At 59.0% G+C, this 12,194-nt stretch carries 12 protein-coding genes; 7 read left to right on the top strand and 5 right to left on the bottom strand.

Features of this window, described 5'->3' with window-relative positions; genetic code table 11:
• Positions 1 to 99 precede the first annotated feature (99 nt).
• From BFP92_RS20155 to secB, 3 genes are read left to right on the top strand one after another with little or no spacing between them, the layout of a single operon-like run.
• Positions 100 to 513, top strand: coding sequence for a rhodanese-like domain-containing protein (locus BFP92_RS20155; protein WP_017138635.1), 414 nt, complete (start codon positions 100 to 102; stop codon positions 511 to 513).
• A 1-nt stretch (position 514) separates the two neighbouring features.
• Entirely contained in the window at positions 515 to 769 is a 255-nt protein-coding gene (gene grxC, locus BFP92_RS20150; RefSeq protein WP_065930800.1) for a glutaredoxin 3, read from the top strand.
• Positions 770 to 811: 42 nt separating this feature from the next.
• Entirely contained in the window at positions 812 to 1,291 is a 480-nt protein-coding gene (gene secB / locus BFP92_RS20145) for a protein-export chaperone SecB (RefSeq protein WP_012721755.1), read from the top strand.
• 132 nt (positions 1,292 to 1,423) lie between these two features.
• On the opposite strand, the gene BFP92_RS20140 is transcribed toward secB, so the two are convergent.
• Entirely contained in the window at positions 1,424 to 1,879 is a 456-nt protein-coding gene (locus BFP92_RS20140; protein ID WP_065930799.1) for a tRNA (cytidine(34)-2'-O)-methyltransferase, read from the bottom strand.
• Between BFP92_RS20140 and BFP92_RS20135 the strand changes: the two genes are divergently transcribed.
• The gene (locus BFP92_RS20135) at positions 1,878 to 2,318 is read left to right on the top strand and encodes a hypothetical protein (protein ID WP_065930798.1); all 441 of its coding nucleotides are present in this window, start codon (positions 1,878 to 1,880) and stop codon (positions 2,316 to 2,318) included. The two genes, BFP92_RS20140 and BFP92_RS20135, sit on opposite strands and share 2 nt — an antisense overlap.
• 538 nt (positions 2,319 to 2,856) lie before the next feature.
• Here the strand turns inward: BFP92_RS20135 and ntrC are convergent.
• The 3 genes from ntrC to BFP92_RS20120 form a co-directional block, all read right to left on the bottom strand.
• A complete protein-coding gene (ntrC, locus tag BFP92_RS20130) occupies positions 2,857 to 4,293 on the bottom strand; it encodes a nitrogen regulation protein NR(I) (protein WP_017138632.1) in 1,437 nt (478 codons plus the stop codon).
• A complete protein-coding gene (glnL, locus tag BFP92_RS20125) occupies positions 4,290 to 5,375 on the bottom strand; it encodes a nitrogen regulation protein NR(II) (RefSeq protein ID WP_017138631.1) in 1,086 nt (361 codons plus the stop codon). The genes ntrC and glnL overlap by 4 nt, the downstream gene beginning before the upstream one ends.
• Positions 5,376 to 5,762: 387 nt before the next feature.
• Positions 5,763 to 6,299, bottom strand: coding sequence for a chorismate mutase (locus BFP92_RS20120; RefSeq protein ID WP_065930797.1), 537 nt, complete (start codon positions 6,297 to 6,299; stop codon positions 5,763 to 5,765).
• Between the two features lie 429 nt (positions 6,300 to 6,728).
• On the opposite strand from BFP92_RS20120, the gene BFP92_RS20115 reads away from it, so the two are divergent.
• On the top strand, positions 6,729 to 6,968 hold the full coding sequence (locus tag BFP92_RS20115; protein WP_065930796.1) for a DUF6124 family protein: 240 nt from the start codon (positions 6,729 to 6,731) through the stop codon (positions 6,966 to 6,968).
• Between the two features lie 70 nt (positions 6,969 to 7,038).
• Here BFP92_RS20115 and glnA read toward each other — a convergent pair whose 3' ends face one another.
• Positions 7,039 to 8,445, bottom strand: coding sequence for a glutamate--ammonia ligase (gene glnA, locus BFP92_RS20110; RefSeq protein WP_065930795.1), 1,407 nt, complete (start codon positions 8,443 to 8,445; stop codon positions 7,039 to 7,041).
• A gap of 334 nt (positions 8,446 to 8,779) precedes the next feature.
• On the opposite strand from glnA, the gene thiI reads away from it, so the two are divergent.
• Positions 8,780 to 10,234, top strand: coding sequence for a tRNA uracil 4-sulfurtransferase ThiI (thiI, locus tag BFP92_RS20105; protein WP_065930794.1), 1,455 nt, complete (start codon positions 8,780 to 8,782; stop codon positions 10,232 to 10,234).
• A gap of 139 nt (positions 10,235 to 10,373) precedes the next feature.
• A complete protein-coding gene (typA, locus tag BFP92_RS20100; protein WP_053140412.1) occupies positions 10,374 to 12,194 on the top strand; it encodes a translational GTPase TypA in 1,821 nt (606 codons plus the stop codon).

Raw genomic sequence — 12,194 nt, 5'->3', positions numbered from 1 at the left:
CTAAAGCGAAGTTCCGACCACGTCACCGCTTTACGGGGGTTGGCCGCCCCTGACGGCTGTGTATACTTACCGCCATTTTAACGCCCTGGAACCTCCTTGATGGTTGATCACCTGATTGCATTTGCCACTGCCCACTACCTGCTCGCGGGTGCCTTCGTCATCCTGCTGGCGCTGCTGATCGCTCATGAAATGAGTCGCGGTGGCCGCAGCCTGAGCACGTCGGAGCTGACCGCGCTGGTCAACAAGGATGAGGCCGTTGTCGTGGATATTCGCCCGGCCAAGGATTTCGCCGCCGGCCATATCGTCGGCGCCCTGAACATTCCACAGGACAAGCTGATCGCACGCTTGCCCGAGCTGGAAAAACACAAGGCCAAGACCATTATTCTGGTCGACGCCCAAGGCCAGCACGCCGGCACTCACGCCCGCGAGATGCTCAAAGCCGGTTTCACCGCCGCCAAACTGTCCGGCGGTATCGGCAGCTGGAAGGCCGATAACCTGCCGCTGGTGAAGTGATATGAGCCAGGTTGTCGTTTACTCCAGCGATTGGTGCCCTTACTGCATGCGGGCCAAGGCTCTGCTTGAGAAAAAGGGCGTTGCCTTCGAAGAGATCAAGGTCGACGGCAAACCCCAGGTGCGCGCCGAAATGGCCCAGAAAGCGGGACGCACGTCCGTGCCGCAGATCTGGATCGGCGACAAGCATGTCGGTGGGTGCGATGACCTGTTCGCTCTGGAGCGCGCCGGTAAACTCGATGCGCTGCTGCTCGTCTGACTCCTAAACCCTAAAAGACCCCAAGATCAAGAAGGATCTGCGATGACTGACCAACAGAACACCGAAGCAGCAGAAGCTCAAGGCCCACAGTTTTCGCTGCAGCGGATCTACGTGCGTGACCTGTCGTTCGAAGCGCCGAAAAGCCCGGCCATCTTCCGTCAGGAATGGACCCCAAGCGTTGCGCTGGACCTGAACACCCGTCAAAAGGCTCTGGAAGGCGACTTCCACGAAGTCGTGCTGACCTTGTCCGTGACTGTTAAGAACGGCGAAGAAGTAGCTTTCATCGCTGAAGTGCAACAGGCTGGTATCTTCCTGATCCAGGGCCTGGACGAAGCATCCATGAGCCACACCCTGGGCGCGTTCTGCCCGAACATCCTGTTCCCGTATGCCCGTGAGACCCTGGACAGCCTGGTCACCCGTGGCTCGTTCCCGGCATTGATGCTGGCGCCGGTGAACTTCGATGCCCTGTACGCGCAAGAGCTGCAGCGCATGCAACAGGAAGGTTCGTCGACTGTTCAGTAAGCTGTTCTGAGCAACGACACCGATCAAATGTGGGAGCGGGCTTGCTCGCGAATGCGGTACTTCAGTCGATATCTTCGTTGACTGACACTCCGCTTTCGCGAGCAAGCCCGCTCCCACATTTGTTATGCGGTGTTATTTAAAGCCGAGTTGGCGCCAGCCTTCATAGACAGCGACGGCCACGGTGTTGGACAGGTTCAAGCTGCGGCAACCCTCGCGCATCGGCAAGCGCAGACGATGGCCCTCAGGCAGTGCATCAAGCACCTCCGCCGGCAGGCCACGGCTTTCCGGGCCGAACAGGAAGGCGTCGCCTTCGGCAAAGCTGGCATCATGAAACGGCCGCGAGCCCTTGGTGGTGAACGCGAACAGCCGCGGGTGGCCCAAACTCTCCAGGCAGCTGGCGAGGTCGGCGTGGCGCTTGAGCGTGGCGTACTCGTGGTAGTCCAGCCCGGCGCGACGCAGGCGCTTGTCGTCCATGTCGAAGCCCAAAGGCTCGATCAAATGCAGGTGGCAGCCACTGTTGGCGCACAGCCTGATAACGTTGCCGGTATTCGGCGGAATTTCTGGTTGAAAAAGGATGACGTGAAACATGCACGGCTCCGAAGGCAAAGATGCGCTGCATTCTACCCCTGAAGACGACCCAAGGCCGAAGCTATTGCCACGGGTGATGGGCTCATTGGCGATTGTTGGTTTGATGATCGGGCTGATGATCGGCCGCCTGACCACGCCGGATCCGGTCGAACTGCAGCAGGTAGAAACAGCGGCAGACGGCGTGGTGGTGTGGTTCAACAGCGAACCCAAGCTGCACGGCGAACACGTCGACGGCACCGTTGCAGTGTTGTTCGACGCGCAAGGCAAGGCTGCCAGCGGGCAACTCAAGGTCAACGACAAGGACGTGAACTGGCGGGTTCGCAAAACCGATGGCGGCTTGCTGCTGAACCTGGTGGCGGCTCGGCCGTTGCGCGGGGAGTGGAAAGGCGAGAAGGCTGATGGCCGCTGGCGGCTGGAGATCCATCTCCAAGAGCAATAAAAGAGGGAGTTCCCGGCCTGCCTGTACCAGGGCTCCCAAAACGGGGTGAAGCCATGAAGGCTTCGGTGTTAAAGAGGGAATCCCCGGCCTGCCTGTACCGAGGTTCCCGAAACGGGTGTGGGGCGCGACGCGATGCGCATCAAGCACCCCAGGTGTAAAGAGGGGATTCTCGGCCTGCCTGTACCAAGGTCCCCGAAACTGGGTGATGTAAGGGTTGTTGCAGGGCGCGTGCCAGAAGTTGAAATGTGCGCCAAAAAATTACGCCAGAAAGCGCAAAGCCCCGGAATACGGGGCTTTGGTGTTTTTGGGATCTAATCTTTTCTTAATTCGGCGCGTGTTTCGGGAGTTGGATTCGTGCCCGATGCCGGTTCGTGGTGCATTGAACCGGTGCACTCCACCTGATCGTTCCCACGCTCCGCGTGGGAATGCATCGCGTGACGCTCCGCGTCACCAGTGCACAGATCTGAACTTGCGGTGAGGCTCGGACGCGGAGCGTCCGGGGAGGCGTTCCCACGCCGAGCGTGGGAACGATCAGCAGTTAGGCTTCATCACCCTCATCATCATCCCCACCATCGACCTTCATGCCCAACTCCTTGATCTTGCGCGTCAAGGTATTGCGGCCCCAGCCCAGCAACACCGCGGCATCGCGACGGCGGCCGGCGGTGTGCTTCAGGGCAGTTTCGATCATGATCCGCTCGAACGCCGGCACGGCGCTGTCCAGCAGGTTCGACTGGCCGCGTGCCAAAGCCTGGTCGGCCCATTGGCGCAGCGCCTGCTCCCAGTTGGTCACCGGTGCCGAATCCTGCGGCAGGCTCAACAGCTCCGGCGGCAGGTCGCTGATGTGCACTTCGCGCCCGGACGCCATCACCGTGATCCAGCGGCAGGTGTTCTCCAACTGACGCACGTTGCCCGGCCACGGCAGATTCTTGAGGTATTCCTCGGTCTCGCTTTTGAGCAGCTTCGGCTCCACCGCCAATTCTTGCGCGGCGCGGCTGAGGAAGTGGCGGGCCAGGGTCGGAATGTCTTCGCGGCGATCCGACATCCGAGGGATGTGGATACGAATCACGTTCAAACGGTGAAACAAGTCCTCACGGAATTTGCCCGCGTGTACCAACGTTTCCAGATTCTGGTGCGTCGCCGCAATGATGCGCACATCAACCTTGACCGGCGTGTGCCCGCCGACGCGGTAGAATTCGCCATCTGCCAATACGCGCAGCAAGCGTGTCTGGGTATCTGCCGGCATATCGCCGATTTCATCCAGGAACAGCGTGCCGCCGTCAGCCTGTTCAAAGCGCCCGCGACGCAGGTTGGCCGCGCCGGTGAACGCGCCTTTTTCATGGCCGAACAGCTCGGACTCCATCAAGTCCTTCGGAATCGCCGCCATGTTCAGCGCGATAAACGGCGAAGCCGCCCGTGGGCTGTGACGGTGCAGCGCGTGGGCCACCAACTCTTTACCGGTGCCCGACTCGCCGTTGATCAACACGGTGATGTTGGAGTGGCTCAAACGCCCGATGGCGCGAAACACTTCCTGCATCGCCGGTGCCTCACCGATGATTTCCGGGGTGCGGGTCAGGGCCGGTGGGGCTTCCTGGCTTTGTTGTTCCTGGGCGTGCTGGTTGGCGCGCTTGACCAGCGCCACCGCCTCGTCCACATCGAACGGCTTGGGCAGGTATTCAAAGGCACCGCCCTGATACGACGCGACAGCGCTGTCCAGATCCGAGTGCGCGGTCATGATGATCACCGGCAAACGCGGGTGCTGCTCGCGGATGCGCGCCAGCAAGTCCAGGCCACTGGCGCCGGGCATGCGAATGTCGGAGATGATCACGTCCGGCTGCTGACGAGCCAGGCGGCTCATCACCCCGTCGGCGCTGTCGAAGCTCTGGGTGGTCATGCCTTCCTGTTGCAAGGCTTTCTCGAGGACCCAGCGGATAGAACGGTCGTCATCGACGATCCAGACAGTTTCACTACGGCTCATGTCGTGGGGGCTCCTTGTTCCAATGGCAGGAAGATCGAGAACGTGGTGTGGCCGGGATGGCTCTCACATTCGATCAGGCCCTGGTGCTGGCTGATGATGTTCTGGGTAATGGCCAGGCCCAGCCCGGTACCGTCCGGGCGGCCGCTGACCATGGGAAAGAAGATGGTTTCCTGCAGTTCCGCAGGAATGCCCGGGCCGTTGTCGATGATCTCGACCTTGGTCACCAGGCGATGGCGCACATGGCCGATGGTGAACTGGCGCAGGGCGCGGGTGCGCAGGCTGATGCGGCCCAGGCGCAGCTCGTTCTGACTGCTGATGGCCTGCATGGCGTTGCGCACGATATTGAGCACCGCCTGAATCATCTGCTCGCGGTCGATCAATACGTCGGGAATGCTTGGGTCGTAGTCGCGCACCAAGGTGATGCAGCCCTGGCTTTCGGCCTCGACCAGCTGGCACACGCGCTCCAGCACCTCGTGCACGTTGGTCATCGCCAGGGACGGCAGCTTGTTGGAGCCGAGCATGCGGTCCACCAGGTTACGCAGGCGGTCGGCCTCCTCGATGATGACGTTGGTGTAGTCCTTGAGGTGTTCCTCCGGCAGCTCACGGGCCAGCAACTGCGCCGCGCCGCGAATGCCGCCGAGGGGGTTCTTGATCTCGTGGGCCAGGCCGCGCACCAGCATCTTGCTGGTTTCCTGCTTGGACAGCTGCGCTTCTTCTTTGGTGATGCGCAGCAGGCGGTCGCGCGGGTGCACTTCGAGCAACAGCAGGGTCGCACCGTTGCTCAGGATCGGGGTCACGGCGTAGTCGACGGTCAGGGTCTGGCCGGTGAGGGCGGTGAGCATCGCTTCGCGCTTGGTGAACGGGTGCGCCTGCTCCACGGCCTGGCGCAACGAACTCAAGGCCTCGGCCGACTCGGTGAACAATTCGCTGATGAACTGCCCATGGCTGCGCTGGCCGCTGATGGCCAGGAGCATCTCCGCCGCCGGGTTCATGTACTCAAGACGCAAGTCGTCATTGAGCAGGATGGTCGCGGTGGTCAGGTTGTCGAGTAACAAACGGTGCAGTGCATCGCTGATGGTCATCGGGACCTCTTTTGGAGCAAGGCGCGGGCTTGAGGCACACGCTGATACAAGGAAAATGCAAAAACCAAACCAAGGCTCCGAAAAGAAGCGTTAAACCCCTGAAATAAGGGTTTTAGGCGCGAAACTGTGGCGTTCTGCCAGCTGGCTCGGGAAGAATCGAACCAAAATGGGCTGGATGGGTGGGAAGCGTGCAGGCTGTCGCACCAATATAGTGCGGTTTTGGAAAGTTTGTTCAGGAAGGCGCGGAAGGTACATCTGAATGCGCCCAATCCAAATGTGGGGGCGGGCTTGCTCGCGAAGGCGGTGTGTCAGTTAACACATGTATCGACTGATTCGCCGCCTTCGCGAGCAAGCCCGCTCCCACAGTTTTGATTGGGTTTGCAGGCTTTAACCTTTGAAGATGCACAGCTCGGCAGTGGCGCGGATCATGGCTAGCTGGCGGGTCGGGTCATTCAGCGGCTCATGGATGGCGGTGGCCAACCACTGCGGGCATTGCGGGTCGGTACGCTGCGGGGTGAAGTCGGCCAGTTGCTGCAGGAGGGTTTTTTGCAGTTGGTCCAGTTGCGGCCGAATCTGCTTCACCAGATCCGGGCGCGGGTCGTCGGGGGCCTTGCCCTGGAACTGCCAGTCGGACAGGTGGGTGTATTGCACCAGCTTGTTGGCCTCGATCTGCGCCGAAAAAAACTGCTCGGCGGCAGCGGGGTCGAGTTTGTAGCTGGGGGCTTGGGCGGTGACGCTGGCGATCACCTCTTGTTCGCGCTTTTTGTCCTCTACGGGCTTGTGGCTGTCCCATTTGCTCAGGGCTACCTGATCGGCAATCTCCAGGCGCTCGGCGATGCTGTTGAGCAAGGGCTCCAGAGTGGGCGGCGCTGCGCTGGCTGTGGCGCAGGTGAATAACAGGGCGAATGCAAATCTATGTTTCAACGTAGATCTCCTTGTGGGAGCGGGCTTGCTCGCGAAGGCGGTGCGTCAGTCACCCGATGCATTAACTGATACGCCGCCTTCGCGAGCAAGCCCGCTCCCACATTTTGATTGGGGTTGCAGATTTTGGGCGGTGTCAGCCAGAGGCTACCTTAACTTGCGTGCTTGCCTACAGGTGCGCCAGAATCCGCCGGCTTGTACGGCTGGCTTGTCGTCTCTAAGGTTGCTCGGTCGCTGCTCATCAGCGATCAGGTTTAGTAGCCTGAGGGTTAAGTTAAGTCGTACCACTCCGACCTTTATGGCGGCTGTGCGTAGGGCACCTTCGGGTGCGCCGGCTTTTGCTTAACTTCCCCGGTCTACTAACCTGCGCATAGCTGCCACCCTATCGTTTAGTAGCGAGTCGATGGCGGCCTCATTCGAGGAAGTTAAGACATGTTCAAAGCAACCCCAAATCCGCCTCCATCCGTCTTCACCATCGACCCTGGCAGCGACGACGAATCCCTGCTGATCAACAGCTTCGAAGCCTTTACCTCGGTCAGCACCTTGTTGCTTGATTTGTCCGAGGCCCTGGAAGGCAAGCACCGCGATACCGTCCTGGCGATTCACCAGCTCAGTGCCCTCGGCACCTTGATGGTGGGCAACATGCTCGACCGCCACGCCCCGGCTCGCTAAACGCCAGGCAAAAAAAGACCTCCCCGAAGGAGGTCTTTTTCGTTACGCCACGTTAAGCGGCGCTACCGGATCAGCAGCTGTAGTACAGCTCGTATTCCAGTGGGTGTACGAAGGTGCGTACTTTGATTTCTTCTTCGCTTTTCAGCTCGATGTAAGCGTTGATGAAGTCGTCGCTGAATACGCCGCCTTTGGTCAGGAACGCACGGCCCTTGTCCAGCTCTTCCAGGGCTTCTTTCAGGCTGCCGCACACTTGTGGGATCTCTTTGGCCTCTTCAGGCGGCAGGTCGTACAAGTTTTTGTCGGCGGCGTCGCCTGGGTGGATCTTGTTCTGGATACCGTCCAGGCCAGCCATTACCAGCGCAGCGAAGGCCAGGTATGGGTTGGCTGCCGGGTCCGGGAAGCGAGCTTCGATACGGCGAGCGCGCGGGCTGGACACGTAAGGAATACGGATCGAAGCGGAACGGTTACGCGCCGAGTAGGCCAGCATTACCGGTGCTTCGAAACCTGGGACCAGACGCTTGTAGGAGTTGGTCGACGGGTTGGTGAAGCCGTTCAGGGCCTTACCGTGCTTGATGATACCGCCGATGAAGTACAGGGCAGTGTCGGACAGGCCGGCATAACCTTCGCCAGCGAAGGTGTTCTTGCCATCTTTGGCGATGGACAGGTGAACGTGCATACCCGAACCGTTATCGCCGTACAGTGGCTTAGGCATGAAGGTAGCGGTACGGCCGTAGGCATCCGCCACGTTGTGTACGCAGTACTTCAGGGTCTGAACTTCGTCAGCCTTGGCCACCAGGGTGTTGAACTTCACGCCGATTTCGTTCTGGCCGGCAGTCGCCACTTCGTGGTGGTGAACTTCGATGACCAGGCCCATTTCTTCCATGGCGTTGCACATGGAGGTACGGATTTCGTGGTCGTGGTCGAACGGCGGAACCGGGAAGTAACCCCCTTTGACGCCTGGACGGTGGCCTTTGTTGCCGCCTTCGATGTCCTGGTCAGACATCCACGAACCTTGTTCGGAGAAGATCTTGAACATGGAGCCGGAGATGTCGGACTTGAACTTGACCGAATCAAAGATGAAGAATTCCGGCTCCGGGCCTACGAATACGGTGTCGCCGATACCGGTCGACTTCAGGTATTCCTCGGCGCGCTTGGCGATCGCACGTGGGTCGCGGTCGTAGCCTTGCATGGTCGAAGGCTCGATCACGTCGCAGACGATGATCAGGGTTGGGTCTTCGGTGAACGGGTCGAGTACGGCAGTGCTGTCGTCCGGCATCAGGATCATGTCGGAAGCTTCGATGCCTTTCCAGCCGGCAATGGAGGAACCGTCGAACATTTTGCCTTCTTCGAAGAACGCATCATCCAGCGCGTCGCGAGCCGGCATGGTCACGTGGTGCTGAGTACCTTTAGTGTCCGTGAAGCGCAGATCAATCCATTTAACGTCATGATCTTTGATGAGTTGAACCGACTTCGACATGGTGTCCTCCGGGTGGCTTCGGGCTGGGGTAGTGGAGTTAGCCCTTAGAATGTGGGTGATGCCGGCGCGAATACTCGACCAAGGCAACCTGCCTCACAAGAGAGCAAATTGCATGCCAGTGCGCCAACATGGCCTTTTTGCCTCAAAATGGCCCCTATAACGGTGCAATCCGCTGAAGCGGAATAAATAACGCACTGCAATGTAGCGTTAATTTGCGCAAATGACCCGTTTTGGTGCGTTGTATCTGTGATGCATATTAACTGGTTAAACCTTGAGCGATTTCCGCTATAATCCGCGCCCCCCTTTTTCAGCAGGCCCGGCGCGCGCTGTTTCCATGAAATTAATCGTAAAAGTCTTCCCCGAGATCACCATCAAAAGCCGACCGGTACGGACGCGTTTCATCCGTCAGTTGGCCAAGAACATCCGTGCCGTGCTCCGCGACCTGGACCCGGCTGTGGTGGTGAACGGCGTGTGGGACAACCTCGAGCTGGAAACCCGTATTACCGACGCCAAAGCCTTGAAGGACATGACCGAGCGCCTGAGCTGCATGCCGGGCATTGCGCATTTCCTGCAGGTGGATGAGTACCCGTTGGGCGACTTCGACGACATCACCGAAAAGTGCAAACAGCACTACGGTGAGTCGCTGGAAGGCAAGATCTTTTCGGTGCGCTGCAAGCGTGCCGGCAAGCACACCTTCAGCTCCATGGATGTGGAGAAATACGTCGGCAGCAAGCTGCGTCGCGAGTGCGGCGCCGCCGGAATTTCCCTCAAAGCGCCGCAAATTGAAGTGCGCATGGAAATTCGCGACCAACGGTTGTTTGTGATCCACAGCCAGCACAACAGCATCGGCGGTTACCCGCTGGGCGCCCTGGAACAGACCCTGGTACTCATGTCCGGCGGTTTCGATTCCACGGTGGCGGCCTACCAGATCATGCGCCGCGGCCTGATGAGCCACTTCTGCTTTTTTAACCTGGGCGGGCGTGCACACGAATTGGGCGTGATGGAAGTCGCGCACTTTATCTGGAAGAAGTACGGCAGCTCCCAACGCGTGCTATTTGTAAGCGTGCCGTTCGAGGAAGTGCTGGGCGAAATTCTCGGCAAAGTCGATAACAGTCATATGGGCGTGGTATTGAAGCGTATGATGTTGCGCGCTGCGTCCCGAATCGCCGATCAATTGCAGATCGACGCGCTGGTGACCGGTGAAGCGATCTCCCAGGTGTCCAGCCAGACGCTGCCAAACCTGTCGCTGATTGATTGCGTCACCGAGAAGCTGGTCTTGCGCCCGCTGATCGCCAGCCACAAGCAGGACATCATCGACCTGGCAGAAGAAATCGGCACGGCCGACTTTGCCAAGCATATGCCTGAATATTGCGGGGTCATTTCGGTGAACCCCAAGACCCACGCCAAGCGCAACCGCGTGGAGTATGAAGAACAACAGTTTGATATGGCGATTCTTGAGCGTGCGCTTGAGAACGCCAAACTGGTCCCGATCGATCGCGTCATCGATGAATTGGGCCAGGATGTGCAAATCGAAGAAGTCAGCGAAGCCCTGGCCGGCCAGATCGTCGTCGACATCCGTCACCCGGATGCCGCCGAGGATGAGCCGCTGGAAATCGCTGGCATCGACGTGCAAGCGCTGCCGTTCTACGCATTGAACGCGCGTTTCAAGGAACTGGATAACAGCCGTCAGTACCTGCTGTATTGCGACAAAGGCGTGATGAGTCGCCTGCATGCCCACCATTTGCTCAGTGAGGGGTATGCCAATGTGCGCGTTTATCGACCGAGCTAAGAGCCCGGGGCTGTTTGCCTGTGGCCTGCGTCACCGGCCCCCCGACTCTGCCGTCAAGCTGTAACGGCAAGGCCTGACTCTACTGTTAATCGCTGCCACGACCTGTCAGCACACCGAATCCTCTGATCGAGATACACAAGTGATCGAAAATCTACGTAACATCGCCATCATTGCTCACGTTGACCATGGTAAAACCACCCTGGTAGACAAACTCCTGCGTCAATCCGGCACCCTGGAGCGCAACGAGCTCAACGACGAGCGCGTGATGGACTCCAACGACCAGGAAAAAGAGCGCGGTATTACCATCCTGGCTAAAAACACCGCTATCAACTGGAACGGCTACCACATCAACATCGTGGATACCCCGGGCCACGCCGACTTCGGCGGCGAAGTAGAACGCGTAATGTCGATGGTTGACTCCGTTCTGCTGCTGGTTGACGCTCAAGACGGCCCTATGCCGCAAACCCGTTTCGTGACCAAGAAGGCGTTCGAAGCCGGCCTGCGTCCGATCGTGTGCATCAACAAGGTTGACCGTCCAGGCGCGCGTCCGGACTGGGTTCTGGACCAGATCTTCGACCTGTTCGACAACCTGGGTGCTACCGAAGAACAGCTGGACTTCCAAGTCATCTACGCTTCGGCCCTGAACGGTATTGCCGGTCTGGAACACACCGCCATGGCGGAAGACATGACCCCGCTGTACCAGGCCATCGTTGACCACGTTCCACCACCGAAGGTTGACCGTGAAGGCCCGTTCCAGATGCAAATCTCGGCACTGGACTACAACAGCTTCCTGGGTGTTATCGGCGTTGGCCGTATTGCCCGTGGTAGCGTCAAGCCGAACACCCCGGTTGTTGCCATCGGCGCCGACGGCAAGAAGCGTAACGGCCGTATCCTGAAGCTGATGGGTCACCACGGTCTGCACCGTATCGACGTTGAAGAAGCGTTTGCTGGCGACATCGTTTGCGTGAGCGGTATGGACTCGCTGTTCATCTCCGACACCCTGTGCCAGCCGGACACCGTCGAGGCGATGAAGCCTCTGACCGTTGACGAGCCAACCGTTTCCATGACCTTCCAGGTAAACGACTCGCCTTTCTGCGGTAAAGAAGGCAAGTTCGTGACTTCCCGTAACATCAAGGAACGTCTGGACAAAGAGCTGCTGTACAACGTTGCTCTGCGCGTTGAAGAAGGCGACTCGGCTGACAAGTTCAAGGTTTCCGGCCGTGGTGAGCTGCACCTCTCGGTACTGATCGAAACCATGCGTCGCGAAGGCTTCGAAATGGGCGTTGGTCGTCCAGAAGTGATCATCCGTACTGTTGACGGCGTGAAGCAGGAACCGTTCGAAAACGTCACCATCGACACCCCTGAAGAATCCCAGGGCAAGGTCATGGAAGAGATGGGCCTGCGTAAGGGCGACCTGACCAACATGGTGCCGGATGGCAAAGGCCGTGTGCGTCTGGAATACAACATCCCTGCGCGTGGTCTGATCGGTTTCCGTAACCAGTTCCTGACCCTGACCAACGGTGCTGGCATCCTGACCTCGATCTTCGATCGCTACGACACCATGAAGTCCGGCGACATGTCCGGCCGTCAGAACGGTGTTCTGGTATCGGTAGAAACCGGCAAGGCGCTGACCTACTCCCTGGAAACTCTGCAGGCGCGTGGCAAGCTGTTCGTTGAACACGGTCAAGAGATCTACAACGGTCAGATCGTTGGTCTGAACAGCCGTGACAACGACATGGGCGTTAACCCAACCAAAGGCAAGAAGCTCGACAACATGCGTGCTTCGGGCAAAGACGAAACCATCGCTCTGGTCCCACCTGTTCGCTTCACCCTGGAACAGGCCCTGGAATTCATCCAGGACGACGAGCTGTGCGAAGTTACGCCTAAGTCGATCCGCCTGCGTAAGAAGATCCTGGACGAAGGCGAGCGTACCCGCGCTGCCAAGAAAGCCAAGAACTGA

This window comes from Pseudomonas sp. 58 R 3 (assembly GCF_900006605.1).
GTDB lineage: Bacteria > Pseudomonadota > Gammaproteobacteria > Pseudomonadales > Pseudomonadaceae > Aquipseudomonas > Aquipseudomonas salomonii.
The sequence above is the reverse complement of the archived record's forward strand: the minus strand, read 5'-3'. Positions and strand labels throughout refer to the sequence as shown.